This is a genomic window from Lysobacter sp. Soil_N_23, from assembly GCF_057656135.1.
In genome coordinates this window covers 89293-115501 of record NZ_JBDGKY010000013.1, presented here as the reverse complement: position 1 = coordinate 115501, position 26209 = coordinate 89293, and the positions used below count along the sequence as shown (strand labels likewise).

The 26209-nt window shown below is 68.0% G+C and carries 21 protein-coding genes; 10 read left to right on the top strand and 11 right to left on the bottom strand.

Annotation, left to right across the window (positions count from 1 at the left end):
* Positions 1–154 precede the first annotated feature (154 nt).
* Positions 155–622, top strand: coding sequence for an REP-associated tyrosine transposase (locus AC3A3X_RS11525; protein WP_487583164.1), 468 nt, complete (start codon positions 155–157; stop codon positions 620–622).
* Between the two features lie 72 nt (positions 623–694).
* On the opposite strand, the gene hrpB is transcribed toward AC3A3X_RS11525, so the two are convergent.
* Positions 695–3214 carry an ATP-dependent helicase HrpB gene (gene hrpB, locus AC3A3X_RS11520; RefSeq protein ID WP_487583163.1) on the bottom strand — a complete coding sequence of 840 codons (2520 nt, stop codon included), beginning with the start codon at positions 3212–3214 and terminating at the stop codon, positions 695–697.
* 276 nt (positions 3215–3490) lie between these two features.
* On the opposite strand from hrpB, the gene AC3A3X_RS11515 reads away from it, so the two are divergent.
* Complete coding sequence (locus AC3A3X_RS11515) at positions 3491–4297, top strand: TatD family hydrolase (protein ID WP_487583162.1); 807 nt, start codon at positions 3491–3493, stop codon at positions 4295–4297.
* 17 nt (positions 4298–4314) lie between these two features.
* Here AC3A3X_RS11515 and AC3A3X_RS11510 read toward each other — a convergent pair whose 3' ends face one another.
* A complete protein-coding gene (locus tag AC3A3X_RS11510; protein WP_487583161.1) occupies positions 4315–4605 on the bottom strand; it encodes a hypothetical protein in 291 nt (96 codons plus the stop codon).
* A gap of 190 nt (positions 4606–4795) precedes the next feature.
* On the opposite strand from AC3A3X_RS11510, the gene AC3A3X_RS11505 reads away from it, so the two are divergent.
* Complete coding sequence (locus tag AC3A3X_RS11505) at positions 4796–6766, top strand: winged helix-turn-helix domain-containing tetratricopeptide repeat protein (RefSeq protein WP_487583160.1); 1971 nt, start codon at positions 4796–4798, stop codon at positions 6764–6766.
* Here AC3A3X_RS11505 and panE read toward each other — a convergent pair.
* From panE to AC3A3X_RS11490, 3 genes are all read right to left on the bottom strand, one after another.
* Complete coding sequence (panE, locus tag AC3A3X_RS11500; RefSeq protein WP_487583159.1) at positions 6763–7695, bottom strand: 2-dehydropantoate 2-reductase; 933 nt, start codon at positions 7693–7695, stop codon at positions 6763–6765. The two genes, AC3A3X_RS11505 and panE, sit on opposite strands and share 4 nt — an antisense overlap.
* Positions 7696–7707: 12 nt before the next feature.
* The gene (locus tag AC3A3X_RS11495) at positions 7708–8511 is read right to left on the bottom strand and encodes an ABC transporter permease (RefSeq protein ID WP_487583158.1); all 804 of its coding nucleotides are present in this window, start codon (positions 8509–8511) and stop codon (positions 7708–7710) included.
* A 64-nt stretch (positions 8512–8575) separates the two neighbouring features.
* A complete protein-coding gene (locus AC3A3X_RS11490; protein ID WP_487583157.1) occupies positions 8576–9601 on the bottom strand; it encodes an ABC transporter ATP-binding protein in 1026 nt (341 codons plus the stop codon).
* A 119-nt stretch (positions 9602–9720) separates the two neighbouring features.
* On the opposite strand from AC3A3X_RS11490, the gene AC3A3X_RS11485 reads away from it, so the two are divergent.
* The 4 genes from AC3A3X_RS11485 (at position 9721) to AC3A3X_RS11470 (ending at position 14141) form a co-directional block, all read left to right on the top strand.
* Complete coding sequence (locus tag AC3A3X_RS11485) at positions 9721–10488, top strand: ferredoxin--NADP reductase (protein ID WP_487583156.1); 768 nt, start codon at positions 9721–9723, stop codon at positions 10486–10488.
* Positions 10489–10633: 145 nt separating this feature from the next.
* Positions 10634–12187: an alpha/beta hydrolase gene (locus AC3A3X_RS11480; protein ID WP_487583155.1), complete on the top strand. Its 1554-nt coding sequence runs from the start codon at positions 10634–10636 to the stop codon at positions 12185–12187.
* Positions 12184–12930 carry an ABC transporter ATP-binding protein gene (locus AC3A3X_RS11475; RefSeq protein WP_487583154.1) on the top strand — a complete coding sequence of 249 codons (747 nt, stop codon included), beginning with the start codon at positions 12184–12186 and terminating at the stop codon, positions 12928–12930. The genes AC3A3X_RS11480 and AC3A3X_RS11475 overlap by 4 nt, the downstream gene beginning before the upstream one ends.
* Positions 12927–14141, top strand: coding sequence for an ABC transporter permease (locus AC3A3X_RS11470; RefSeq protein ID WP_487583153.1), 1215 nt, complete (start codon positions 12927–12929; stop codon positions 14139–14141). Before AC3A3X_RS11475 ends, AC3A3X_RS11470 begins: the two co-directional genes overlap by 4 nt.
* Positions 14142–14582: 441 nt before the next feature.
* Here AC3A3X_RS11470 and AC3A3X_RS11465 read toward each other — a convergent pair whose 3' ends face one another.
* The 6 genes from AC3A3X_RS11465 to rpmH form a co-directional block, all read right to left on the bottom strand.
* On the bottom strand, positions 14583–15620 hold the full coding sequence (locus AC3A3X_RS11465) for an energy transducer TonB (RefSeq protein ID WP_487583152.1): 1038 nt from the start codon (positions 15618–15620) through the stop codon (positions 14583–14585).
* 142 nt (positions 15621–15762) lie between these two features.
* Positions 15763–17007, bottom strand: coding sequence for a 5-demethoxyubiquinol-8 5-hydroxylase UbiM (gene ubiM / locus AC3A3X_RS11460; RefSeq protein WP_487583151.1), 1245 nt, complete (start codon positions 17005–17007; stop codon positions 15763–15765).
* A gap of 118 nt (positions 17008–17125) precedes the next feature.
* On the bottom strand, positions 17126–18472 hold the full coding sequence (gene mnmE / locus AC3A3X_RS11455) for a tRNA uridine-5-carboxymethylaminomethyl(34) synthesis GTPase MnmE (RefSeq protein WP_487583150.1): 1347 nt from the start codon (positions 18470–18472) through the stop codon (positions 17126–17128).
* Between the two features lie 82 nt (positions 18473–18554).
* A complete protein-coding gene (yidC, locus tag AC3A3X_RS11450; RefSeq protein ID WP_487583149.1) occupies positions 18555–20273 on the bottom strand; it encodes a membrane protein insertase YidC in 1719 nt (572 codons plus the stop codon).
* Between the two features lie 15 nt (positions 20274–20288).
* Positions 20289–20732 carry a ribonuclease P protein component gene (gene rnpA / locus AC3A3X_RS11445; protein WP_487583148.1) on the bottom strand — a complete coding sequence of 148 codons (444 nt, stop codon included), beginning with the start codon at positions 20730–20732 and terminating at the stop codon, positions 20289–20291.
* A 71-nt stretch (positions 20733–20803) separates the two neighbouring features.
* Complete coding sequence (rpmH, locus tag AC3A3X_RS11440) at positions 20804–20944, bottom strand: 50S ribosomal protein L34 (protein ID WP_031374044.1); 141 nt, start codon at positions 20942–20944, stop codon at positions 20804–20806.
* A gap of 695 nt (positions 20945–21639) precedes the next feature.
* Between rpmH and dnaA the strand changes: the two genes are divergently transcribed.
* From dnaA to recF, 3 genes are all read left to right on the top strand, one after another.
* A complete protein-coding gene (gene dnaA / locus AC3A3X_RS11435) occupies positions 21640–22965 on the top strand; it encodes a chromosomal replication initiator protein DnaA (RefSeq protein WP_487583147.1) in 1326 nt (441 codons plus the stop codon).
* 302 nt (positions 22966–23267) lie between these two features.
* Positions 23268–24368, top strand: coding sequence for a DNA polymerase III subunit beta (gene dnaN / locus AC3A3X_RS11430; RefSeq protein WP_487583146.1), 1101 nt, complete (start codon positions 23268–23270; stop codon positions 24366–24368).
* 264 nt (positions 24369–24632) lie between these two features.
* Positions 24633–25748 carry a DNA replication/repair protein RecF gene (gene recF, locus AC3A3X_RS11425; RefSeq protein ID WP_487583145.1) on the top strand — a complete coding sequence of 372 codons (1116 nt, stop codon included), beginning with the start codon at positions 24633–24635 and terminating at the stop codon, positions 25746–25748.
* Positions 25749–26209 lie beyond the last annotated feature (461 nt).

Below are 26209 nucleotides of genomic sequence, written 5' to 3'. Positions count from 1 at the left end.
GCATCGCCCGACCTGTAGGAGCGAGCTTGCTCGCGAAGGGCGCCCACGCGGTCGATGCGGTCGATGCGCACGATATCGCGAGCAAGCTCGCTCCTACGCCTGAGGCCAGTGGTATCTGATTCCGATCGGCGCGACACGGCGGCACGGTGAACCGATGCAGATGCCGTCGCACCCCGGAAGCCGCGCCCTGCGAAAGGGCCGGGCGTCGCTTTGCGGACAGATCTACCTGGTCACCGTTGCCTGCCACCGCCGCGAGCGACGCTTCCTTGACTCCGGTGCTGCCCAGGACGTGAGCAGCATTCTGCAGCGCACGGACACCTGGCACGATGCGGTCAATCTTGCCTGGGTGTTGATGCCGGACCACTGGCATGCATTGGTGCAGCTGGGACAGTCCCGGGCACTCCCGTCAGTGATGCAACGCGTCAAGTCCCTCACGGCACGTGCCACAAACGCAGCAACGAAACGAGACGGTCGCGTCTGGCAGCCGGGGTACCACGATCGCGCCCTGCGTCACGACGAGAGCCTCGTGGACTGCGCCAGATACATCGTCGCCAACCCGATCCGCGCCGGGCTGGTCACGCGCGTCCGCGACTACTCCTACTGGAATGCAGTCTGGCTGTAGGAGCGAGCTTGCTCGCGATATCGTGCGCATCGGCCGCACTCGCGCCATCGCGAGCAAGCTCGCTCCAACAGATCACGTGCCGCGGGGCTTGGCGCGGTGTGTGGCGGTCGCGGTCCAGGGGTCGTCGGGCCAGGGATGCCTGGGGTAACGGCCCTTCATTTCCTTCTTCACTTCCGGGTAGGTGCGGTCCCAGAAACCGCGCAGGTCCTGGGTGATCTGCAGCGGCTTGCCGCCCGGCGAGAGCAGGTGCAACGTCAGCGGCACGCAGCCCTCGGCGATACGCGGCGTGTCGGCCAGGCCGAACAGCTCCTGCAGTTTCACCGCCAGCACCGGCGCCACCGGCGTGTCGGCGACATCGTCGAAGGCGTACTCGATCGATCGCTCCATGCCCGATGGCACCGCCATCCGCGTCGGCGCCAGCGCGTCGATCTTCTGTCGCAGCGACCAGTCCAGCAGCGAGCGCAACGCTTCGCCCAGCTCCTGTTCCGACAGCGCATCCAGACGCGTCTTGCCGCTTAGCACGGGCTTGAGCCATTGCTCCACGGTCGCCATCAGTGCGGCATCCGACAGATCGGGCAAGTCCAGCTCGGGCAGCCAGGCGCGCAGGCAGCGCACGCGTGCGCGCCATTGCGACAGCGATGGCGTCCACGGCAGCGCCTGCAGGCCGAGCTGGCGCACGGCGTCGACCAGGGCATCGGCGTAACGCGACGGGTCGGGCTTCGCCAGCGGCCGGCTGTCGATGACGATGCGGTCGAAGCGCTGCTCGCGCACGGCGGCGATCCCGCGCAGGCTGCTGTCCCAGACCACGCGGTCCTCGCTGACGAAGCGTCCGGGGAAATCGTTGCGCAGCCGCTGCTCGTCGAGCGGCGCGGCCCGCATCACGCGGGCATCGCGCGGGTCGTCGCGCAGCTCGCTGATGGCGATCCAGGGTTCGCCGTAAAGCGCGCTGTCGTCGAAGAGCTTGGCGCTGCGGCCGTTGGCGAGCTGGTAACGGTACGGGTCGCTCGGATGTTGGCGCGCGATCCGATCGGGGAACGCGTGCAGCAACAGATCGCCGAGCAGGTGCGGCGGCGCCGACGACGGTGGCATGGAATCCACGCGCAGGCGACGTCGCCATTGCTTCGCGGCCTGGTCGATCGCCGCCAGCGCCGAACGCGAGGCATCGCCGCCAACACGACCGGCGCGGAACGCCGCCAGCGCCTGCCAGCGTTCGGCGACCGCATCGCTGCGCGAGCGCAGGGGATCGCGGGCTTCGATCAGCGCGGCGAGGTCGCAGGCCAGCGCCCGCTCGCTGGGCTGCGTCGGCGCCAGCAGCATCGCTGCCAGGCGCGGATGCGTGCCCAGCGCGAGCATGCGCCGGCCCAGCGGCGTGATCGCTCCGCCGTCGAGCGCGCCCAGACGCTGCAATAGTTCGCGCGCGGCTGCCAGCGCACCACTGGGCGGCGCATCCACGAAGCGAAGGTTGGCGTCGCCCCACGCCGCCAGTTCCAGCGCCAGGCCGGCCAGTTCGACCTGTCCCATTTCCGCGCGACGCTGCGGCTCCAGGCGCTGCGACTCGGGCCACAGCCGGTACGCCCAGCCTTCGGCGACGCGACCGGCGCGGCCGGCGCGCTGGTCGGCGGAGGCCTGGGCGATGGTGACCACGTCGAGTCGGGCAAAGCCGCTGTTGGGGTCGTAGCGGGGTTCGCGCGCCTGGCCGCTGTCGATCACCACGCGAACAGCGGGCAGCGTCACGCTGGATTCGGCGACATTGGTGGCGAGCACGACGCGGCGATGGCCGTCCGGATCGGGCTGCAGCACGCGCGACTGCTGCTCGACCGGGAGCTCACCGTGCAGGGTCAGCACATCGACGCCGGCAGACGACGCGCTCGCCTCGAGCGCGGCCTGCACCCTGGCGATCTCGCGCTGCCCGGGCAGGAACACCAGCACATCACCTGGATGCTGCGTCAGTGCCTGTTCGACGGCGCGGCGCGCCTGGTGTTCGAGCGCCTCCTCGCGCCGCGCCGGAAAGTGCGCGACGGTGACCGGATAGCTGCGTCCGGCGCTGCTCAGGCGCGGTGCGTCGAGGAATGCGGCCAACCGTTCGCCATCGAGCGTGGCCGACATCACCACGATGCGCAGGTCCTCGCGCAGGCCCGACTGCACGTCCAGCGCCAGTGCCAGGCCGAGGTCGGCGGCAAGGTGGCGCTCGTGGAATTCGTCGAACAGCAGTGCGCCGATGCCTTCGAGCATCGGATCGTCCTGCAGCATCCGCGTCAGGATGCCTTCGGTGACGACTTCCATGCGCGTGCGCGCCGACACCTTGTTCTCGAAACGGATGCGGTAGCCCACCGTCTCGCCCACCGGTTCGCCACGCTGCCGTGCCATGAAACCGGCGGCGGCGCGCGCGGCCACGCGGCGCGGCTCCAGCATCACGATCTTCTGCCCGCCCAGCCAGGGCGCATCGAGCAGCGCGGGCGGCACCTGCGTGGTCTTGCCGGCACCTGGCGGCGCCTCCAGGACCAGGCGCGGATGCGCGGCCAGGCTGTCGCGGATGCGCGGCAGCAGCTCGTCGATCGGGAAGGTGGGCGCTTGCGGGGCTTGCTCGTTCACCGCGCAAGGATAAGGCGGGAATATGAAGCGGGAAGAGGGAAGAGGGAACGTGGGGTTGACGGAGCTTTGCGTCGGCAGCTTCGGTGGCGGCGCGGCCTCTGGTGCGACGTGGCGCCAGTGCCGGTCGCCTTTCGTTCCCCCTTCCCCCTTCCCCCTTCCCCCTTCCCTCTTCCCTCTTCCCGCTTCACATTCCCGCTTCGCGCTCCTGCCCCACCCCCGCGCCGCCCCTCCACCGCGCATTGCTAAACTGCCCCGCCCCGCAATGCCCCTTCAGACATGCAACTGGTCGACATCGGCGCCAACCTCACCCACGACTCGTTCGACCACGACCGCGATGCCGTGCTCGCCCGTGCGCGCGAAGGCGGGGTGGTGCAGATGGTGATCACCGGCGCCAGCCGCGAGCACTCGCCGCTGGCGCTGAAGCTGGCCAAACAGCATCCGGGCGAGCTGTTCGCCACCGCCGGCGTGCATCCCCACCACGCCAGCGAGTACACCAGCGAGTGCGATGCCGAGTTGCGCGAACTGCACTCGCACGCCGAAGTGGTCGCCGTGGGCGAGTGCGGGCTCGACTACTTCCGCGATTTCTCGCCGCGGCCTTCGCAGCGGCGGGCGTTCGAACAGCAGCTGCAGATCGCGGTGGACCACGCTGTCGACGGCGTGGGCAAGCCGCTGTTCCTGCACCAGCGCGATGCCCACGCCGATTTCATGGCGATGATGAACAACTTCGACGGCCGCATCGGCCCGGCGGTGGTGCATTGCTTCACCGGCACGCGCGAGGAGCTGTTCGACTATCTCGACCGCGACTGGCACATCGGCATCACCGGCTGGCTCTGCGACGAGCGCCGCGGCCAGCACCTGCGCGAGCTGGTGAAATCGATCCCGGCCAACCGCCTGATGATCGAGACCGATGCGCCCTACCTGTTGCCGCGCACGATCCGGCCGGTGCCGCCGCACCGTCGCAACGAGCCGATGTACCTGGCCCATATCGTCGAAGAGCTGGCCCGCGGCCGCGGCGAGGACGTCGCCACCGCGGCCGCCAACAGCACTGCCACCGCCCGCGAATTCTTCCGCCTGCCGCGCTGACTGCCGCGCCCGGCGCCTCAGCGGTCGACCAGCCACTTGGACGGCTGCGGCCTGGTCATGACGACCTGGTCGGCGCCGGGATTGCGCTGGCAGGCGCGACGGGCGTCGGTCATCAGCCGGGCCCGCATGGCGTAAGCCTGGCCGAAGTTGTCGACACCCGTAAGCCGCGCTACCGCCTGCTGGCTGGGCAGCTGCGGGCGTTGGCAGTCGATCGTGATCGTCGACGCCAGGGTGCCGTCCTGGGGGTCGGCGGCCATGGCGTTGGCGGCGACGAGTGCGATTGCGAGCAGGGCAACAGGTGCGTTCATGGGAGGCTCCCGGGGACGCCGGTGGTTTCGGCGTGGCCAGCCTGACGCCGCGGCGCCGGCAGGTCTTGAGGCCGACGTGAGGGCCCGCGCGGGCTTGTGCATGGGTTCGCGACCCAACCTTGGGGAATGCTTAGGCCGTGTGCTGCGCCGGCCCGCGTATCCGTAGATGGGTGTTTTTCCACGTGCCGCGATGACCCGCCCTGTTCCGCCCGTGCTCCGCTTCGACGACATCGTCCTGGACCTGCCGGGCCGACGCCTGCTGCGCGCAGGGCAGCCGCAGTCGCTGGAGCCCAAGGCCTTCGCCGTGCTCGAACTGCTGGTCGGCTCGCCGGGCCAGGTGTTCTGCCGCGACGAGATCCTCGACGAGGTCTGGGGTCACCGCCACGTCACCCCCGGCGTGCTCAACCGCGTGATCACCCTGGTCCGGCACGCCCTGGGCGAGGACGCCCATCGCTCGCGCTACCTGCACACCGTGCACGGCTATGGCTACCGCTTCGACCTGCCGGCGCAGGCGGCCAGTGTCGAGGCGGAAGTGCCGGTCCAGGCCGCCGCGACCGGGGTGGAAGTCGCGGCGGACGCCGTCGACGATGACGCGGTCGCGACACCGGATGCGCCGACGCCCATGCAGGCACCGCCCCGCGCGCGGCCCTGGCTGCGGCCGTGGCTGCGATATGCCGTCGCGGCGACGGCGCTCGTCGCAGTGGCGGTGGCCGTGTGGTTGTGGCCACGGCCCACGGGCACCGCAATGACCTCGCCGGTGCTGGCCGTGCTGCCGATGCGCGCGGTCGGCGAGGATCCTCGCGGCCAGGCCTTCGCCGATGGCCTGAGCGAGGAGATGATCGGGCTGCTGGCCCACATCGACGGCTTGCGCGTGATCTCGCACACCGCGTCGTTCAAGTTCCGCGATGGCGAATTGCCGATGACCGAGGTCGCCAGACAGCTGCAGGCGACACACCTGCTCGAGGGCAGCGTGCGCCAGGACGGCGAGCGCCTGCGCATCAGCCTGCATCTGGTCGAAGCCAACGGCAATCGCACCGTCTGGTCGCAGAGCTTCGACCGCGAGTTCCGCGACATCTTCGTCGTCCAGCGCAGCATCGCCTACGCGATCGCCAACACCCTGGAACTCCAGCTGGGACTGTCAGGCGCGACGTCGACCGAGGGTGAGGATCCTGCGCTGTACCGACGCTACCTGCTGGCACGCAACGCGCCGCCGCGCGGCAACGAGGATCGCGCGGAAGCCGCCGAAGCGGCCCTGCGTGAGCTGACGCTGGAGCATCCGGACTACGCGCGTGCGCAGGGCGGACTGGCCGTGATCCTGTGGGTACGCTCGCTGTGGGCGCAGCCCGGGCGCGATGAACTGCGCGCGCAGGCCGAACAGGCCGCGGCCAGGGCACTGCGGCTCGATCCGCGGCAATCGGAGGCACACGCCGTCCTTGCTGCCCGCGCCTGTCGCGTGCAGCGCTGGGACGACTGCATGCGGTTGTCCAAGCGTGCGATCGAGCTGGCACCGTCCGACACGCTGTGTCGCGGCTGGCACGCTTACCGGCTGGCGACGGTCGGCTATGTGCAGCAGGCGCTGCGCGAGATCGACGACGCGCTGCTGTTGGCTCCGTACGACCAGGACCTGCACTTCTGGCGCGGAAGGCTCCTCGACACGCTGGGTCGCCACGATGAAGCCCGCGAGCACCTGGCCATCGCCTCGCCCGATCGCGCCGCGACCGCGCTGTTCTTCAACGCGATATGGCGACGCGACTACACGACCGCACAACGGCTGGTCGAGGCGCTGCCCGCGGACGTTCCATGGCGGACGCCGGAACTGGCCGCAGTCGCTGCCCTGCGTGATCCGGCTTTGTGGCCGGCCGTGCTGCCGGCGATCGGGGTCTCCGAGCGCCACCCTCGCCACGGCCAGTACCCCTACGATTTCACCCGACTGCTGCTGCCCGTGCGCGAATACGCCCGCGATATCGACGGGCTCGATGCCGTGCAGCGTTTGGGCTACGCGTCGTACCAATGGGTGTTCTGGCAACCCGAATCGCGCGCATTGCGCCAGGACCCGGCGTTCCAGCGCTACCTGCAGCGCAGTGGGCTGGCCGCGTACTGGCGCGAGCACGGCTGGCCGGACGTGTGCCACGCCGACGGCGCCGGCGTGGCCTGCGATTAGCGCCCTGCCTCGTACGCCTGCAGATGGCACCACGCCGCAGCCAGCAGCGGTGCCGGCTGCGATGCCGCGTACGCGCGGTGCAGCATGTCGCCGACGATCTGCAGCGCTTCCACCGGTTGCCCGGCTTCCAGGTCGCGCAGCATCGAAGCCGTCAGCGGCGAATCGATCCTGGTCAGTGTTTCCAGCGCGGTCTGCTGCGCCGCGTCCGGGATCGGTTCGCCCGCCGCCTTCGCCACCGCGAGGCATTCGCGGTAGAGCGCCCGCATGAACGTGTCCCCGCCTTCGGCAGCAACGATGCGGCCGACGCTCGCGCGCATCAGGCAGGTGCCTGCGGCAAGGGCCGACAGGAAGGTGTACTTGGCCCACTGCTCGGCGGCGATGCGCTGCGAGCGCAGGTGGTCGATGCCAGCATGCACGCACAGGCGGGCGAAGGCGGCCGTGCGCTCGCTGTCGGGGTCGCCGTCGCGCTCGCCGAAGGTGATCGAGGCCGGGCGCCCAAGGTGCAGCACTTCACCATTGGGCCCCTTCATCGCGCTGATGAAGCACAGGCCGCCGAGCACGCGGTGGGCGCCAAACCTGGCGTCGAGCAGCGGGAAGTGGGCGAGGCCGTTGAGGATCGGCAGGACCGCGGTGCCGGCGCTGACGGCCGGCGCCGCCGAGGTCATCGCGCTGTCGAGGTCGTAGGCCTTGCAGCTGAGCAGCACCAGGTCGAACGGGCGCTCGCGCGCCAGCGCCGGCAGTGCCTCGGCGGTGACATGCGCGACGTCGATGTCGGCATCGCCGAGCGGGCTGCGCAGTGCCAGGCCGTTTGACTGCAACTGCACGGCTCGTGCCGGACGCACCAGGAAGGTGATGTCGGCACCCGATTGCGCCAGGCGCCCGCCGAAGTAGCCGCCGGTTCCGCCGGCGCCGAGAACCAGGACACGCATATAGACGAATCCTCAGCTGCGCAGGCCGACACCGCGCTTGAGCAGCCACAGGCCGAGCGATGCCAGCGCCACGACGAAGGCCATCATCAGCGTGTAGGCCACCCACACCGGCACGTCGCTGACGCCCAGCAGGCCGTAGCGGAACGCGTTGACCATGTAGAAGATCGGGTTGGCATGGGTCATCGCCTCTGCCCACGGCGGCAGCAGCTTGACCGAGTAGAACACGCCGCCCAGGTAGGTCAGCGGCGTCAGGATGAAGGTCGGCACGATCGCGATGTCGTCGAACTTCTTGGCGTACACCGCGTTGACGAAACCGGCCAGCGAGAAGATCGTCGCGCCCAGCAGCACGGTGGTGAAGGTGACCAGCGGATGCGGAATGCGCACCTTGGTGAAGAACATCGCGATCACCAGCACGATCGCGCCGACCATCAGGCCGCGCAGCACCGCACCGGCGACGTAGCCGCCCAGGATCACCCAGTTCGGCATCGGGCTGACCAGCAGCTCCTCGACGTGGCGGCCGAACTTGGCGCCGAAGAACGAGGACGAGATGTTGCCGTAGCTGTTCTGGATCACGCTCATCATCACCAGCCCGGGGACGATGAAGTCCATGTACTTGATCCCGTCCATCTCGCCCACGCGCGAACCGATCAGGCCGCCGAAGATCAGGAAGTACAGGGTCATGGTGATCGCCGGCGGCACCAGGGTCTGGCCCCAGATGCGCAGGATGCGGTTGATCTCGCGGCGGACGATCGTGCCCAGCGCCACCAGGTTGCGCTGGTGGTCGGTGAGTTCCCTGGCGACGACGACGGTATTCATGCTTGGTCCTGCAATGCGTTGTGGTGTGCTCCGGGCGGAGGAGCAAGCAAGCTTCAAACGAGCGTTACGCCATCGGTTCCGGCGGTGCCTGCGCGGTGCTGTCCTGGGCGTTCTCGCCGGTCAGGCGGACGAACAGCTCCTCCAGGCGGTTGGACTTGGTGCGCATCGAGCGCACGCGGATCCCGGCATCGCCGAGCACGGCGAACACGCGGTTGAGGTCCATCGCGCGCGGCATTTCGATATCGAGCGTGTGGTCGTCGGCGGCCAGCAGCGTCGTGCCTTCGATCAGCGGCAGCGTCGTCGGCAGCTGGCCGTCGATGTCGAGCAGGAAACCCTCGACGTCGAGCTTGGCCAGCAGCGCCTTCATCGGACCCTGCTCGACGATGCGGCCACGGTCGATGATGGCCAGGTTGCGGCACAGGCTCTCGGCTTCCTCCAGATAGTGCGTGGTCAGGATGATCGTGGTGCCGGCGGCATTGATCTCCTTGAGCGTCTTCCACATGCCGCGGCGGATCTCGATGTCGACGCCTGCGGTGGGCTCGTCGAGGATCAGCAGCCGCGGCTGGGTCATCATCGCCCGCGCGATCATCAGCCGGCGCTTCATGCCGCCCGACAGCGTGCGGCTCATCATGTTGGCCTTTTCCCACAGGTGCGCGCGCTTGAGCTCGACCTCGGCGCGCTGCAGGGCCTCCTCGCGCGGCACGCCGTAGAAGCCGGCGTAGTTGACCAGGATGTCGAGGGGCTTCTCGAACATGTTGAAGTTCAGCTCCTGCGGCACCAGGCCGATCAGGCGCATGGCGGCGTCGCGCTGGCGCGCCAGGTCGACGCCGAAGATCGACACCGAGCCGGCGCTGAGGTTGACCAGCGAGCTGACGATGCCGATCAGGGTGCTTTTGCCGGCGCCGTTGGGGCCGAGCAGGGCGAAGAAATCGCCCGGGACCACGTCCAGGGACACGCCCTTGAGCGCCTCGACGCGGTTGTCGTAGGTCTTGCGCAGGTCGCGCACGGACAGTGCGGGGGCGGCGGCGGCGGAATTGGGTGCCGCGGACGCGGCGGCTGCCGCGGTGGAGAGGTTCGAAGCCGGGGTCATCTGGGAGGCCTGTTGTGGAGCGCGCCTTCGCGGCGAGCCGCGCGGCGATAACCGGTAGTATAGGCGGCCTCGTGCCGGCACTCCGGCTACAGTCTGTTGCAACTTCCACCGGTATTGTCGTGGCCATCCAGCACTTCCCTCTCAAGCTCGTTTCGCGCCGGATGCTGGCCCCCACGGTCGGCCACTACACCTTCGTCCGCGACGATGGCCAGCCGCTGGACTTCATCCCGGGCCAGTTCATCCAGGTCCACTTCACCTACGCCGACGGCACCGCGACCAAGCGCAGCTATTCGCTGGCGACCATCCACGACCACGCCCTGGGACCGGGCGAGGCGGTCGAGATCGCCGTCAGCTACGTCGCCGGCGGCGCCGCCACCGCGCTGTTCGAGGGCCTGGAGGGCAGCGGCCGGGTCGACGCCAGCGGTCCGTTCGGCCGCTTCTGCCTGATGCCGGCCGACGCCAACAAGCGCTACCTGCTGATCGGCACCGGCACCGGCGTCACGCCGTACCGGGCGATGCTGCCCCAGCTCGATGCGCTGATCCGTGAGCGCGACATCCAGGTGGTGCTGCTGTTCGGTGCGCGCACGCCGGTGGAGCTGCTCTACGGCGATGAGTTCCGCGCCTTCGCCGCCCGGCATCCGCAGAACTTCCGCTTCGTCCCGTGCTTCTCGCGCGAGTTGCCCGAGCCGGGCTCGGCGCAGGCGCACGCCGACGTCCGCCACGGCTACGTGCAGCAGTACCTGGACGAGTTCGCACCCAGTGCCGGCGACGACATCGCCTACCTGTGCGGCAATCCGAACATGGTCGATGCCTGCTTCGAGGCGCTCAAGGTCCATGGCCTGCCGGTGCCGCAGATCCGCCGCGAGAAGTACGTCAGCAGCAAGTAGGGCCGGCTCTGGAGGGAGCGGCTTCAGCCGCGACCCGACACCTTGCCGTCTTCGCGGCTGAGGCCGCTCCCACCCGGTCACATTCTTCCCGCGCCCCTCGTCTGGCATCCTTGAAGGCGCTTTGCCTTATGGACGAGAGGTCATCATGCGCAGTATCGGGGGAAGGACGGCCGCGCTCGCGGCGGTTCCGTTGTCGTTGGGTCTGCTGTTGTCCGGCTGCAGTTCGCAGGTCGCGGACTCTGCGTCGGCGAAGGACGCTGGCAAGAGGATGTACGGCACGATCGCGTTCGAGCCATGCACGCTGTCGGCGCCACTGTCGCCGTCGAGCATCGACGCGCAATGCGCGAAGTTCGAAGTCGCCGAGGATCCGGCCGCGCCCCATGATGGCAGGAGCGTGGGCCGCCGGATCCCGCTCAACATCGCCTGGCTGCCCGCCGGCGACCAGTCCGGCGGCACCGCCGACCCGGTGTTCTTCCTCGCCGGCGGCCCCGGACAGGCCGCGACCGAGTACGCCGCGCAGATCGACCAGGCGCTGCGCGATGTGCGCAAGCAGCGTGACATCGTCCTGATCGACCAGCGCGGCACCGGCAAGCTCAGCCCGCTCGATTGCCGCGACGGCAATGGCCGCGAGCTTGCCTTGCCCGACGCCGACGCGACCGATGCCAACGCCATTGCCGACTACGCCGGACGCTGCGCGCAGGCCTTGACCGACAAGGCGGATCCGCGCTTCTACACCACCACCCAGGCCATCGCCGATCTCGATGCGGTGCGTGCGGCGCTCGGCGTCAGCCGCATCAACCTGGTCGGCGTGTCGTACGGCACGCGCGTGGCACAGCAGTATGCCGCGCACTACCCGCAGCACACGCGGGCGATCGTGCTCGACGGCATCGCTCCCAACTCGCTGGTGGTCGGCGGCGAGTTCGCCCGTACCTTCGAGCGCGCGCTCGGCCTGCAGGTTGCGCAATGCCAGAAGCTGGAGAGCTGCCGCAAGCGCTTCCCGCAGGACCTGCGCACACAGCTGCATGCATTGAAGGCGCGTCTTGCGACCGCACCGGTGGAGGTCGAGTACCGCGATCCCGCCAGTGCCGAGGTCAAGCACGACACGCTCACCGCCGACACCGTGGTCGGTCTGACCCACCTGTTCTCGTACATGCCGCAGATGGCATCGCTGCTGCCGGTGGTGATCGACGAGGCCGACCGCGGTCGCTACGCGCCGCTGATGGCGCTGTCGCAGATGATGACGCGCGAAGTCGGCGGGCAGATGTCACGCAGCATGCAGTGGTCGGTGATCTGCGCCGAGGATGCCGATCGCTATCGTGCTGACCCGGACGATGCGGGGACGGTGCTGGGGGCCGACGTAGCAACGGCGTTCTTCGCCGCGTGCAGGAGCTGGCCACACGGGTCGCGGCCCGCCGGCTTCAATGAGCCGCTGAAGTCGAACGTCCCGGCGCTGCTGCTGTCGGGCGAGATCGACCCGGTAACGCCGCCTGCCTACGGCGAACAGGTGCTCAAGGGTCTGCCCAACGGTCGTCATCTGGTTCTGCGCGGGCAGGGCCACAACGTCGGCGGCGTCGGCTGCCTGCCCAAGCTGGTCGGCCAGTTCATCGAGTCGACCGACGCACGAAAGCTCGATGCCAAGTGCCTGGACACGATCGGCTACGTGCCACCGTTCACCGGCTTCAACGGGTGGGAACCATGATCATCGCCAACGACCTGCACAAGAGCTTCAAGACCAAGACCGGCACCGTGCGTGCCGTCGATGGCGTCAACTTCGAAGCGCACGATGGCCAGATCACCGGCCTGCTCGGACCCAACGGCGCCGGCAAGACCACCACGCTGCGCATGCTCTACACACTGATGAAGCCCGATGCCGGCCAGGTGATGGTCGATGGCGTCGATGCCGGGCGCGACCCGGAAGCGGTGCGCCGTGCACTGGGCGTGTTGCCCGATGCACGCGGCGTGTACAAGCGCCTGACCGCGCGCGAAAACATCGCCTACTTCGGCGAGCTGCACGGCATGTCCGCGCAGGCCATCGCGCAGCGCACGCAGACACTGGCCGACGCGTTGCAGATGCACGACATCCTCGACCGCCAGACCGAAGGCTTCTCGCAGGGCCAGCGCACCAAGACCGCGATCGCACGCGCACTCGTGCACGACCCGCGCAACGTGATCCTGGACGAGCCGACCAACGGCCTGGACGTGATGACCACGCGCGCCATGCGCACCTTCCTCCAGCAGCTTCGCGCCGAGGGCCGCTGCGTGATCTTCTCCAGCCACATCATGCAGGAGGTCGCCGCGCTGTGTGACCGCATCGTCATCATCGCCAAGGGCCAGGTGGTCGCCGCCGGCAGTGCCGACGAGCTGCGTGCGCAGACCGGCGAGACCAATCTCGAGGATGCCTTCGTCAAGGCGATCGGTTCGGAAGAGGGCCTGCACGCATGAGTTCGATCCAATCCGACAAGGCTCCCCGCAGCAGCAGCATCGCCACGTTGTGGTCGGTGATGCGCAAGGAACTGCGCGACATCTCGCGTGACCGTCGCACGCTGGCACTGGCCCTGCTGATGGGACCGCTGCTGTATCCGCTGCTGATGATCGGCATCGGCACGCTCGCCGAGAGCCGCGCCAAGACGCAACTGGACAAGGTACTGGAGGTTCCGACCGTAGGCATCGAGCGAGCGCCCAACCTGGTGGCGTTCCTGGCCACGCAGGGCATCCAGGCCAAGCCGGCGCCGGCCGATCTGGACGCGGCAATCGCACGCCAGGACATCGACGTCGCCATGCGCATCAGTGTCGGCTTCCCCCGCAACTGGCACGACGGCCAGCCGGCGCTGGTGGAGATCGTTCGCGACAGCACGCGTCGCGACAGCGACATTCCGGGTGCGCGGTTGCGCGCGGCGCTGACGGCATACGGCGACCAGGTCGGTGCGTTGCGCCTGCTCGCCCGTGGCATCGATCCGTCGATCACGCGTGCGCTCAACGTCGGCAGTCGCGACCTGGCCACCGAGGATGCGAAACGCGGCCTGGTGCTGTCGTCGATCATGCCGTACCTGCTGATCCTGATGTCGTTCCTCGGCGGTGCCTACCTGATCATGGATGCCACTGCCGGTGAACGTGAGCGTCAGTCGCTCGAGCCGTTGCTGGCAACTCCTGCCCGCCGCGGTGCGATCGTCAGCGGCAAGATCGCCGCCGCGTGTGCGCTTGGATTGCTGTCGCTGTTGTTGACGCTACTCGCCTTCAAGTTCAGCGCGCAGGTCGGCACCAGTGTCGGCAAGATGCTCGATGTCAGCTTCGCCGCGATCGGAAAAATGCTGCTGGTGCTGTTGCCGATGTTGTTCATTGGCACGACGCTGCTGACGCTGCTGTCGGCGACGGCCAAGAGCATGAAGGAGGCACAGAGCCACATGACGTGGTTGATGCTGCTGCCGATGATCCCGACCATCGCGTTGGCGGTGAATCCGATCAAGACGCAGATGTGGCAGTTCACGGTGCCGTTCCTTGCGCAGAACCAGATGCTGCTCAAGGTGATCCGCGGTGAGTCGATCGACCCGCAGGTATGGGCGATCTACCTGGCGGCGGGCTTCGGAGTTGCGGCCCTGCTCTGGTTCGCGGCGGTGCGGCGCTATCACCAGGAGCGCCTGGCGATCTCCGGCTGAGGAAGATCCGAGCCCCTCTCCCGCATGCGGGAGAGGGGTTGGGGTGAGGTTCCCGCCTTCGCGGGAATGACGAGCATAAGAGCAACGACGCTGGGTCCCCGCCTTCGCGGGAATGACGGGCTTCCAATGACGTGGAAAGCCCCTCTCCCGTTTACGGGAGAGGGGTTGGGGTGAGGGCCACCGAAGACCATGCAACGAATTGCCGAAGCGTCGTCCGCCGGGCCGGGGATTGCGCAGCAGTGGGCCATGGATGGCCCACGCCCCGCATTCGGACAGGATGTCCGACTAAGGGGCGGAGCAATCCCCGGCCCGGCGGACGACGCCACACCGAAACGGAAAACCCGAAGGCCCAAAGAAAAGCCCGGCTTGCGCCGGGCTTTCCTGTTGCTGCCTTGCGTCTGCGGGTCCGGTTCCCCAACCGTCCCCGCGACGCTGGCCTGATCAGCTCTGCGGATTGAAGCCGATCGTGCGGCGCGTGGTCACCGGCGAGTCGACCGGCTGGAAGCGCCACTTGCGTACTGCGTTGACCGCCTCGCGATCGAAGATGCGCGCCGGGTTGGAACGCACCACGCGGGCGGCGGTGACCGAGCCATCGGTGCCGACGGTGAACTCCACCTGCACCTCACCCGAGGTACCGGCACGCAGAGCTTCCGGCGGATAACGCGGCGGCGGCATCGACAGCGGGCGCAGATCGCTGGCATCGGCACTGGCCGGTGCAGCAGCGGTCTGGCGCGCCACCGCGGCACGCTGCTCGGCGGCACGCTGGTCGGCAGCGGCCTTGTCAGCAGCCGCCTTGTCGGCGGCAAGCTTGTCCGCGGCAGCCTTGTCGGCAGCGGCCTTGGTCTGCTGGGCCAGGAGCTTGGCAGCTTCTTCCTGCTGCTTCTTCTGATCCTCGACACGCTTGAGTTCGAGCTCCGCCCTGCGCTTGGTCTCTTCCTCGGCAGTCAGCTGCTGCTGGGCGGCACGCTTGCCTACAGCTTCCTGCTGGGCGGCGATGCTGGTCTTGAGGCGGGCCAGCGCCGGGTGCTGCGCGTCGGCCTTCTCGAGCAGGGCCGACAGGCGCTGCGCTTCGGCGAAGTCTTCGCGGTTGACGCTCTGTTCGATGGCGATGACCGTCATCGGCAGCAGGTCGGTCAGCGCGCTCGACACGGCGGCGTCGCCGGGCGACTTGTCACGCAGGGCCAGGTAGTACTCGACCGCGTTGTCCTCGGCCGGGGCATACAGGCGGTTCTCGGCATAGGCCTTGCGAGCCGCCTCGCGCAACTGGTCGGCCGTCATGGCCGTTACCTTGGCCGACACCGCGGTGTCGGCCGTCACCGCGGGTGCGGCGGCGGTGGTTGCAGGTGCAGCCGCGCTCTCCGGCGCTGGCTCTTCTTTCTGGCAGGCGGCCAGCGCGCAGGCAAAGGCCAGCACGGCGGACAGCTGCTTTACGGCGGACAGCCGGCTGGAACGCCGGGCTTGCGGATTTACGACGGTCATATTGGCAAAGCTCCCCTGAAGTGCGCCGTCACGAGCACACGGCTCTTAATCGCGTGAGCGGGCCGTGTTTGTCAAGCGGTGGCGGCAGCAGCCTACCATCTGCCCGGCCCGGGTCGGAACCGGGGTTTTGGCTTTGACCCGTTCAGGCACTGCCCTGGGACGCCGAACGCACACCCCCGCGGGCCGGAGCGGCGCCGTCATTGGTCAGCGACGCCACCAGCAGTCGCTTCAACGGCACCAGCCCGTCGCCCACGCGCAGCAGCGCCGTGCGAAGCATCCGCGCCGGGCGGCGATCGTCGGTGTACAGCCCCACGATGCCCCGCGTCGCCAGGTACAGAGGCAAGGTGGCGCGGCGGTGTTCGCGGTCGTATCGCGCCAATCGCTCCGGCGCGGCGATGTCCGTGCCGGCCGCGGCAGCCTGCAGGATTTCGCTGGCCAGGGCCTGCACGCTCATCAGTCCGAAGTTGAATCCATGCGCCGTGACCGGGTGCATGCCGACCGCGGCATCGCCGATCAGGGCGAAGCGATGGCTGCTGAAGCGCTTGGGATAGGTGGTGACCAGCGGATAGACATGACGCTCGCTGATCGAATGGATGGTGCCAAGGCGACCGCTGCTTCTGCGCTCCATCTCGCGTGCGAACGCGTCGTCATCGAGCGCCTGGACATCGCGCATCTCCCGTGCTGGCAGGGTCAGGACCAGCGAGGATCGATGCCCGGGTGGTTGCGCGCTGCCCAGCGGCAGGCGGGCCAGGGTCTGGCCGACACCGAACCACTCCCAGGCGATGTCGTCGTGAGGGATGTCGTGCGTTACCCGGCACACCAGCATCGATCGGCCCACATCGAACATGCGTGTGCCGATGCCGAACGTGCGGCGCGTCTCGGAGAACCGGCTGTCGGCAGCGACCAGCAGCTTCGACACCAGCTCGCGCCCTCCTTCCAGGCGCACGCGCGCGCAGTCGGCGTCGCTGTCGACGGCGATGACGCGGGAGCTGTCGAGGAGCCGGATGTCGCCGGCTTCGCTCGTCGCGGCGAACGCGGCCGCGCGGATGCCCTGGTTGGAAACCAGGTAGCCCAGCTCGTCGCGGCCACTGCCCCGGTGGCTCACGTGCATCGATCGCAACGAGTCGCCGTTGAACACCTGCATGTCCCGCAACGGCGACACGTCCTCGGGCGCCAGTCGCTGCCACAAACCCAGGCGCTGCATGTGCGCGCGGGAGCGGTGGGTCAGGCCGATCTCGCGGCCGTCGAATGACGGGGTCGACAGCGCCGCTTCGGCTTGTCGCTCGACCACGGTGATGTCCAGACCCGCGCCCGACAGGGCACGGGCGAGGCACAGGCCAACCGGGCCTGCGCCGATGATGGTCACGTCGGTGTCGAGGGTTTCCATCGTGCGCTCCTGGGCCATGGCGACGCGAAAGTGCGTCGTCCCTTCGGGGCACTTTGCGAGCGCGCGCGCGGCGAGTGCTTGATCCGGGTCAAGCGCGGCGCAATTGGCACTGCCCGGACTACTTGCCGATGCAGAAGCTCGAGAAGATGTGCCCGAGCAGGTCATCGGCGCGGACGCGTCCGGTGATCTTGCCCAACTGCTCGTGCGCCAGGCGCAGGGCTTCGGCAGCAAGGTCCAGTGCCTCGTGGTCGAGGTGGACGCGGGCATCGGCCAGTTCGACCTTGGCCTGGGCCAGGGCATCGACGTGTCGGGCGCGGGCGGTGAAGGCGCCTTCCCCGGGGCCGTCGTCGTTGCCCTGGGCGAGTTGGCGAAGGCGCGCGTGCAACGCGTCCACGCCCAGCCCTGTTCGTGCAGAAACCTGGAGCGTGTCGGCGGCGATGGCAGTGGCCGGCGTGTCGAGCAGGTCGGCCTTGTTGTGCAACCACAGACGCTCGGGAACATCGGCGATCGCGTCGATCACGGCAACGCGGCCGGCCTCGGGTTCGCGCGCATCGAGCACGACGATGGCCAGATCGGCGCGACCGAGTTCACCGCGGGCGCGGCGCATGCCCTCGCGCTCGATGACGTCGCCGCCCTCGCGCAGGCCGGCGGTGTCGACCAGGGTCAGTTCGACGCCATCGATGCGGATGGTTTCGTGCAGCAGGTCGCGGGTGGTGCCGGCGATGTCGGTGACGATGGCGCGGTCACTGCCGGCGAGCACGTTGAGCAACGAACTCTTGCCGGCGTTGGGCGGGCCGACGATCACCGCGTGCAGGCCATCGCGCAGGCGGCGGCCGCGTTCGGCGGCGGCGAGCAGTTCGTCCAGGGCCAGAGCCGTGGTCGCCAGTCGCGCGCGAAGCTGCGCACCGCCGAGCGTGTCGATCGGCTCGTCGGCGAAATCGATCGCCGCCTCGACGTGCACGCGGATGGCCAGCAACTCTTCTGCCAGCGCATCGACGCGACGGGAAAGCTCACCTTCCAGTGCCCGTCGCGCCGCGCGTGCGGCACGGACATCGGCAGCGGCGATCAGGTCGGCGACCGCTTCGGCCTGGGCCAGGTCGAGGCGACCTTCGAGGAAGGCGCGTTCGCTGAACTCACCCGGTCGCGCCCGTCGCGCACCGAGCGCGACGCAACGGGTCACCAGTTCCTGCAACACGGCCGGGCTGCCGTGCGCCTGCAACTCGACCACGTCCTCGCCGGTGTAGCTGGCCGGCGCGGCGAAGTAGAGGGCGATGCCGTCGTCGATGGCAGCGCCGTCGTCGGCAGCGAAGCGCACGTGGTGGGCATGGCGCGGCCTGAGCGTGCGCGCGCAAAGACTCTCTGCGATGGCGCGCGAGCGCGGACCGGACAGACGCACGATGCCGACGCCGCCCGCGCCGGGAGCGGTGGCGATCGCGGCGATGGTGTCGCGGTCGGACAAGGTCATGGCGATATGGTCGCAGATACCCCTCTCCAGAAACACAAAGCCCGCCTTGCGGCGGGCTCCGTGACATTCATTGCCGCAAGGCTCAGGCCTTGGCCGGCTCCTCGCTGTAGCGCTTGACCATCCACCACTGCTGCAGCAGGCCGAGCGCGCCGTTGGTCACCCAGTACAGCACCAGGCCGGCCGGGAAGAAGGCGAACATCACGCCGAACACCAGCGGCATGAACTGCATCATCTTCGCCTGCATCGGGTCCATGCCGGCGGTCGGGTTGAGCTTCTGCGTGAACCACATCACCGCGACGTTGATCAGCGGCAACACGAAGTAGGGATCGCGCGAGGTCAGGTCGGTGATCCAGCCGATCCACGGCGCATGGCGCAGCTCGACCGACTCCGACAGCATCCAGTACAGCGCCAGGAACACCGGCATCTGCAACAGGATCGGCAGGCAGCCGCCGACCGGATTGATCTTCTCCTTCTTGTACAGCTCCATCATCGCCATCTGCAGCTTCTGCTTGTCGTCGCCGTAGCGCTCCTTGAGCTGCGCCATGCGCGGCTGGAACTTGCGCATCTTGGCCATCGACTTGTACTGCGCCGCGGACAGCGGGTACATCGCCAGTTTGATCAGCAGCACCAGGCCGACGATCGACCAGCCCCAGTTGCCGACCAGGCGGTAGATCTGCTCCAGCACCCAGAACAGCCAGCTGGCGATCGTCGCCATGATGCTGAAGCTGCTGAAGTCGACCGCGCGATCGAGGCCGGGGACGTTCTGCGCTTCGATCGCCTTGACCAGCTTCGGGCCGACCCACAGGCGCGCCTCGGTGCTGGCCTTGGTGCCCGGGGCGACGTTCACGCCCGGACCGACCTCGCGCACCACGTACTGGGTGCCGCCGGTACCTTGCGTGGTCGCCAGCGAGAAGGTGCTCTTGTCGTTGGCGCCCGGAATCCAGGCCGAGAAGAAGTGGTGCTGCAGCATGCCGACCCAGCCGCCGGTGACTTCCTTCTGCAGCGGGCCGTCGTCGACGAAGTCGTCGTACTTGCGCTTCTCGTACTTGTCGGCGCTCGAGTACCACGCCGCGCCCTGGAAGCTGTACTGCTCGGCGCTCATCGGGCCCTTCTTCACCAGTGCGCGCGGAACGCGGCTGAGCTGGCGATAGACGAAACCCTGCCACGGCGCGCTGCCGGCGTTGACAACTTCGTCGCGCACCTTCACCACATAGTCGCCGCGGCTGAAGGTATAGGTGCGTCGGATGGTCACGCCGTCGGCGCCGGTCCAGACGAAGGGCACGTCGACGCTGGAAGCGCCGTCAGCCAGTGTGTAGTCGGTCTTGCCGCCTTCGGGCACGAAGCCGGCTTCGTGGGTGGGTGCGTTCTGGCTGCCGGCGGCGCCGCCCTGGACCCAGCCGCTCTGGGCGACGAAGTAGGTGGACGGGTCCTGCGCGAACACGCGCACCGGCGCGCTGTCGCGGTCGGCCGTGCTCGGATACTTCAGCAGGTCGGCCTGGCGCAGCTCGCCGCCATCGAGGACGACCTTGAGCACGTCGGTGGTGACGGTCGCAGTCGGCGCTGCAGGGGCGCCCGCGGTGGCCGGCGATGCGGCTGCGGCCATGCTCGGTGCGCTGGGCACGGCGCCAGGAGCGGCAGGGGCCGTCGGCGCGCCCGGCACGGAGCCGTTGGCAGCGGCGGCAGTCGCGGTCGAAGTTTGCGCAGGTTCGGCCGGCGCGGCCTTCTCCTTGCCCCACTCCATCCACAGCAGGGTCGCCACCATCAGCCAGGCGAAGATCAGAAAAACACGGGTCTGGTTCATGGGCGACAGGCAGGCTCAGCCTTGACCGGAGTCAGGCATTGGGGCGGAAGGGGAAGCGGCCGGCATTGTGCCGGTCGCCGAAGTCGGGGGCAACGAAGTCGGTGGCGAGGCGGCAGGCAAGGCGCCGCAGCGCTGCAACAGACCGCGCAGGGCCGCGGCGAGTTCCGGGCCAGTGCTGCGCGCGGCGGCGGGACGCGCGACCACGACATAGTCGCCCGCGGCGAGTTCGCCGCGGATCTGACGGAAGGTATCGCGCAGGACGCGCTTGATGCGGTTGCGGCCGACCGCGTTGGGATCGACCTTGCGCGAGACGGCCAGGCCCAGGCGGGCAGGTGTCTCGCTGGCCTGCCAATGCAAAGCCAGCACGGGTAGCGCTACGCGCCGGCCATGCTGGAAGATGCGATCGAAGTCGGAACGCGCGCGTACCCGCGCCGTGCGCGGGAAGCGGGCCGAGGTCATCTTATGACTTCCGGTGTAGGGACCACCGGCGCAGGCCGGTCGGCTGCCGCACGAGGCGGCAGCGGCGACGCTTAGGCGCAGAGACGCTTGCGGCCCTTGGCGCGGCGACGGGCAAGGATCTTGCGGCCGTCGGCAGTCGCCATGCGGGCACGGAAGCCGTGGTCGCGCTTGCGCTTGAGGTTGCTGGGCTGATAGGTGCGCTTGGTGGCCATGATCCGGCTCTGCGAAAACGTCAAATAGGACCGGCGATTCTAGCGGGTCCAAGAACCGCAGGTCAACCCGCCAAACCCCGGCCCGTAGGAGCGAGCTTGCTCGCGACCAAACGCGTCCGACGCCCAAAGGCCTGTTCGCGAGCAAGCTCGCTCCTACAACAGCCGCCGCAAGCGCTCAGGAGCACGGGGCAGCCCCCTAAGTTAGGGGGCGATTCGCGCGCAGCGCGAATGGGGTATGGAAAACACGAAGTGGGGCCCGAAGTTTGCAGCGCAAACTTTGGGGGTGGGCCCGGCGTGCCGGGTTCACCCTACCCCTAAGTTAGGGGGCGATTCGCGCGTAGCGCGAATGGGGTATGGAAACACGAAGTGGGGCCCGAAGTTTGCAACGCAAACTTTGGGGGTGGCCCGGCGTGCCGGGTTCACCCTACCCCCAAGTTAGGGGGCGATTCGCGCGCAGCGCGAACGGGGTATGGAAGACACGAAGTGGGGCCCGAAGTTTGCACAGCAAACTTTGGGGGATGCCCCTGCTACACCGGGGACATCCTGTGGACAAGTCCTGTTCCGCGCCGATTCGCGGTGATAGTCTGGACTCCACCCCCCGCCCCGTTCGCCGCGATGCGCTCATCGCGCGGCGGGCCGCTTTTCGTCCGTGGCCACAGGCCCGCAGACCGCAACAGAAGAAGACGCCCGACCTGATGGAAGCCTGGCCCCGCTGCCTCGAACGCCTTGAAGCCGAACTGCCGGCCGAAGATGTCCACACCTGGCTCAAGCCGTTGCAGGCTGCCCAGCGCGACGATGTCACCGTGCTGTACGCGCCCAATGCGTTCGTGGTCGAACACGTGCGCGAACGCTACCTGGCCCGTATCCGCGAGCTGCTGACCTACTTCGTCGGCAGTGGCGAGGTGAGCCTGGAAATCGGCTCGCTGCCGCGCGCGGCTCCGCACGTCCCCCAGAACGAACCGATCCCGGTGGCGCGCGCCGTGCCGTCGGAGCCGTTCAACGGCCACCTCGACAACCACTACACCTTCGACAACTTCGTCGAAGGCCGCAGCAACCAGCTCGGCCGCGCCGCTGCATGGCAGGCCTCGCTCAAGCCCGGCGACCGTGCCCACAACCCGCTGCTGCTGTACGGCGGCACCGGTCTGGGCAAGACCCACCTGATGTTCGCCGCCGGCAACGCCATGCGCAGCGCCAACCCGAACATGCGCGTGCTGTACCTGCGCAGCGAGCAGTTCTTCAGCGCGATGATGAAGTCGCTGCAGGACAAGACCATGGATGCGTTCAAGCGCCAGTTCCAGCAGGTCGACGCGCTGCTGATCGACGACATCCAGTTTTTCGCCGGCAAGGATCGCACCCAGGAAGAGTTCTTCCACACCTTCAACCAGCTCTTCGACGGCAAGCAGCAGATCATCCTGACCTGCGACCGCTACCCGCGCGAAGTCGAGGGCCTGGAGCCGCGCCTGAAGTCACGCCTGGCCTGGGGCCTGAGCGTGGCGATCGAGCCGCCGGACTTCGAGACCCGCGCCCAGATCGTGCTGTCGAAGGCGCGCGAGCGCGGCGCCAACATTCCCGAGGAAGTCGCCTTCCTGCTCGCCAAGAAGATGCGCAGCAACGTGCGCGACCTCGAGGGCGCCCTCAACACCCTGGCCGCACGCGCCAACTTCACCGGCCGCGCGATCACCGTCGAGTTCGCCCAGGAAACCCTGCGCGACCTGTTGCGCGCGCAGCAGCAGGCGATCGGCATTCCCAACATCCAGAAGACCGTGGCCGACTACTACGGCCTGCAGATGAAGGACCTGCTGTCCAAGCGCCGCACGCGCTCGCTGGCGCGTCCGCGGCAGATGGCGATGGCCCTGGCCAAGGAACTGACCGAGCACAGTCTGCCGGAGATTGGCGATGCTTTCGCTGGCCGCGACCACACCACCGTGCTGCATGCCTGCCGGCAGATCCGCACGCTGAAGGAAACCGACGGCAAGCTGCAGGAAGACTGGGACAAGCTGATCCGCAAGCTCAGTGAGTAGGTCGGCCTGAGGCGACAGCGCAAAGCTGCGCCGGGCGAGACATACTTATCCTCAATGCCTGCGGGTAAGCCGTGTATGTTGCGGGCACAAGTTGTGGACAATTCACACCCTTCACCGGTGCGTTAGAGTTGTCCACAGATTGTCCGGGACTTACGGGGCTGGTTCTACCGAAGTTTCGAAGGTAACAAATTCCTTGTAAATCAAATGCTTGGTGTAGTTTTACCGGATTTTCGGCGACTCCACCACCACCATGCTTTTGATTTATTCCACATCTTTAGTAATGGCACGGGGACGGGGTCCGCATGCGTTTCAGCCTTCAACGCGAAGTCTTTCTCAAGCCGCTCGCTCAGGTCGTCAACGTTGTCGAGCGCCGCCAGACCCTTCCGGTTCTGGCCAACCTGCTGGTCCAGGTCAAGGACGGACAGCTGTCGCTGACCGGTACCGACCTGGAAGTGGAGATGGTGTCGCGCGTTCTGGTCGATGACGCCCAGGACGGTGAAACCACGATCCCGGCGCGGAAGCTGTTCGAAATCGTCCGAGCCCTGCCCGACGGCAGCAAGGTCACCATTTCGCAGTCGGCCGAGAAGATCACGGTGCAAGCCGGCCGTTCGCGCTTCACCCTGGCGAGCCTGCCGGCGAACGACTTCCCGTCGATCGACGAAGTCGAAGCCACCGAGCGCGTACGCGTGCCGGAAGCGGCGTTGAAGGAACTGATCGAACGCACTGCCTTCGCGATGGCGCAGCAGGACGTCCGTTACTACCTCAATGGCCTGCTGTTCGACCTGCGCGAATCGAGCCTGCGCTGCGTGGCGACCGACGGCCACCGCCTCGCGCTGTGCGAATCGGCGCTGGAGAACGGTGCCCAGACCAAGCGCCAGATCATCGTGCCGCGCAAGGGCGTGCAGGAACTGCAGCGCCTGCTCGAAGGCGGCGAGCGCGAACTCGAGCTGGAGATGGGTCGCGGGCACTTGCGCGTGAAGCGCGACGACGTGACCTTTACCAGCAAGTTGATCGACGGCCGCTTCCCGGACTACGAGGCGGTGATTCCGATCGGCGCCGACCGCGAGATCCGCATCGACCGCGAAGTGCTGCGTGCCTCGCTGCAGCGCGCCGCGATCCTGTCGAACGAGAAGTACCGCGGCGTGCGCCTGGAGGTTTCTCCGGGCCAGCTGAAGATCAGCGCGCACAACCCGGAGCAGGAAGAAGCGCAGGAAGAAGTCGAAGCCGACACCAAGGTTGACGACCTGGCCGTGGGATTCAACGTCAACTACCTGCTCGACGCACTCTCCGCGCTCAAGGACGAGCATGTCGTCATCGCCCTGCGCGATGCCAACTCGTCCGCGCTGGTTCGTGAAGCCGCGAACGACCGCTGCCGCCACGTCGTGATGCCGCTGCGCCTCTGATTCCTGCAGCACGCAACTTCAGGAAGCCCGGCCAAGTGCCGGGCTTTTTGTTTCCGTCCGTACTACCCCGATCTGTTTCCATCCCGTCATTCCCGTGAAGGCGGGAACCCAGGGACGTTGCTCGGTTTGCACCTGAATTTGCCAATGAGCGACTCGGGACGCCATGAATAGCGGTGTTCCACGTGGAACACATCGCTGGGCTGCTCTCGGATCCTGGCTCCGCCGTCCTTACCCCGGCCAAGGCAGACCGGTAAACTGGCCCCAATGCACGTCACCCGCCTTGAACTGCGCAACCTGCGCCGGTTCGTCGAGCTCCGCCTCGATCCATCCCCAGGCCTCAACCTGATCACCGGCGACAACGGCGCGGGCAAGACCAGCGTGCTCGAAGCCCTGCACCTGATGGCCTATGGCCGCAGCTTCCGCGGACGAGTGCGCGACGGACTGATCCGGGACGGCGATCCGGCCCTTGAGGTATTCGTCGAATGGCAGGAGCGGCTGGCAACCGGCGCTGACGCACCGATGGACTCCACAGCCCCTGCGCGCACCCGTAAGGCGGGCATGAGGCACAGCGGCCAGGACTGGACCGGTCGCCTGGACGGAAGCAACGTCGCCCAGCTCGGCGACCTGTGCGCTGCCCTTGCTGTTGTCAGCTTCGAACCCGGCAGCCATGCCCTGATCACTGGCGGCGGTGAATCCCGTCGTCGCTACCTCGATTGGGGACTGTTCCACGTGGAACAGGACTTCCTGCTCCTATGGCGTCGCTATGCGCGGGCCTTGAAGCAGCGAAATGCCCTACTGAAGGCACGAGCGCGCGACGGGCAGCTGGACGCGTGGGATCACGAGCTGGCCGAAGCGGGCGAACCCCTGAGCCGACGCCGTGAGCAGTACCTGGAACAACTCCAGCCCCGGTTCGCCGCCCTGCTGTCGGAACTGGCCCCTGCCCTGGGCCCGAGTCGCCTCGACTACGTGCCGGGATGGCGTCGGGACGAGCTCCCGCTGACGGACGCGCTGCTGCTTGCCCGGGAGCGCGACCTCGTTGCCGGCTATAGCTCCGTGGGGCCCCATCGGGCGGACTGGCGCATCGTCTTCGGCGCGATTCCGGGCCGTGAAGCCCTTTCACGCGGTCAAGCCAAGCTGACCGCTCTGTCGACCCTGCTGGCGCAGGCCGAGCACCACGCTGCGGCGCGCGGAGACTGGCCCGTGGTGGCACTGGATGATCTGGCCTCTGAGCTGGACCGGCAGCATCAGGGGCGTGTGCTGGCGCGGCTGCAGGCCAGTGGTGCGCAGGTTTTCATTACGGGGACCGAAGCACCTAGTGGGTTGGACTCGGAGGCCCGGGTTCGACGGTTCCACGTGGAACATGGAGTGATCAGCGGTTGATGTTGGCTGTCCTTGGATCCCCGCCTTCGCGGGGATGACGGTGATGGAGCGGAGAGGCTGCGGGCCTGGGTCCCGGCGTTCGCCGGGATGACGGTCGGTGAAGCCAGTAGTCGCCTGCGTCGTTCCGAGCTAACCCCTCATTCTGCCCAACCCCTCTCCCGCTTGCGGGAGAGGGGTTGGGGTGAGGGCAGCCGAAGACCACGCAACGAATAGCCGAAGCGTTGACCGGTGGGCCGGGGATTGCGGAGCAGCGGGCCATGGATGGCCCGCGCCCCGAATAAAGCCAGGATGGCGCCCTGAGGGGCGGAGCAATCCCCGGCCCATCGGTCAACGCCCCTCCGAAGACTGAAGCCCGAAGCCCCGAAGCCCAAACGCGAGGGCCTGCACGCAAGCCGCAAGCCGTCGCCACTACCTCCGCTCAAGCTCCCAGTCAACCAGCAATAAGGGCCGGCTGCTATACT

What these genes read in the sequence shown, in the direction of transcription:
- AC3A3X_RS11470 (WP_487583153.1), top strand. Translation starts at nt 12,927, where the DNA reads ATGAGTTCGATCCAATCCGACAAGGCTCCCCGCAGCAGCAGCATCGCC.
- ubiM (WP_487583151.1), bottom strand. Translation starts at nt 17,007, where the DNA reads ATGGAAACCCTCGACACCGACGTGACCATCATCGGCGCAGGCCCGGTT.
- mnmE (WP_487583150.1), bottom strand. Translation starts at nt 18,472, where the DNA reads ATGACCTTGTCCGACCGCGACACCATCGCCGCGATCGCCACCGCTCCC.
- recF (WP_487583145.1), top strand. Translation starts at nt 24,633, where the DNA reads ATGCACGTCACCCGCCTTGAACTGCGCAACCTGCGCCGGTTCGTCGAG.
- AC3A3X_RS11515 (WP_487583162.1), top strand. Translation starts at nt 3,491, where the DNA reads ATGCAACTGGTCGACATCGGCGCCAACCTCACCCACGACTCGTTCGAC.
- rnpA (WP_487583148.1), bottom strand. Translation starts at nt 20,732, where the DNA reads ATGACCTCGGCCCGCTTCCCGCGCACGGCGCGGGTACGCGCGCGTTCC.
- AC3A3X_RS11465 (WP_487583152.1), bottom strand. Translation starts at nt 15,620, where the DNA reads ATGACCGTCGTAAATCCGCAAGCCCGGCGTTCCAGCCGGCTGTCCGCC.
- AC3A3X_RS11505 (WP_487583160.1), top strand. Translation starts at nt 4,796, where the DNA reads ATGACCCGCCCTGTTCCGCCCGTGCTCCGCTTCGACGACATCGTCCTG.
- AC3A3X_RS11510 (WP_487583161.1), bottom strand. Translation starts at nt 4,605, where the DNA reads ATGAACGCACCTGTTGCCCTGCTCGCAATCGCACTCGTCGCCGCCAAC.
- AC3A3X_RS11480 (WP_487583155.1), top strand. Translation starts at nt 10,634, where the DNA reads ATGCGCAGTATCGGGGGAAGGACGGCCGCGCTCGCGGCGGTTCCGTTG.
- AC3A3X_RS11525 (WP_487583164.1), top strand. Translation starts at nt 155, where the DNA reads ATGCAGATGCCGTCGCACCCCGGAAGCCGCGCCCTGCGAAAGGGCCGG.
- dnaN (WP_487583146.1), top strand. Translation starts at nt 23,268, where the DNA reads ATGCGTTTCAGCCTTCAACGCGAAGTCTTTCTCAAGCCGCTCGCTCAG.
- AC3A3X_RS11475 (WP_487583154.1), top strand. Translation starts at nt 12,184, where the DNA reads ATGATCATCGCCAACGACCTGCACAAGAGCTTCAAGACCAAGACCGGC.
- dnaA (WP_487583147.1), top strand. Translation starts at nt 21,640, where the DNA reads ATGGAAGCCTGGCCCCGCTGCCTCGAACGCCTTGAAGCCGAACTGCCG.
- AC3A3X_RS11490 (WP_487583157.1), bottom strand. Translation starts at nt 9,601, where the DNA reads ATGACCCCGGCTTCGAACCTCTCCACCGCGGCAGCCGCCGCGTCCGCG.
- yidC (WP_487583149.1), bottom strand. Translation starts at nt 20,273, where the DNA reads ATGAACCAGACCCGTGTTTTTCTGATCTTCGCCTGGCTGATGGTGGCG.
- panE (WP_487583159.1), bottom strand. Translation starts at nt 7,695, where the DNA reads ATGCGTGTCCTGGTTCTCGGCGCCGGCGGAACCGGCGGCTACTTCGGC.
- rpmH (WP_031374044.1), bottom strand. Translation starts at nt 20,944, where the DNA reads ATGGCCACCAAGCGCACCTATCAGCCCAGCAACCTCAAGCGCAAGCGC.
- AC3A3X_RS11495 (WP_487583158.1), bottom strand. Translation starts at nt 8,511, where the DNA reads ATGAATACCGTCGTCGTCGCCAGGGAACTCACCGACCACCAGCGCAAC.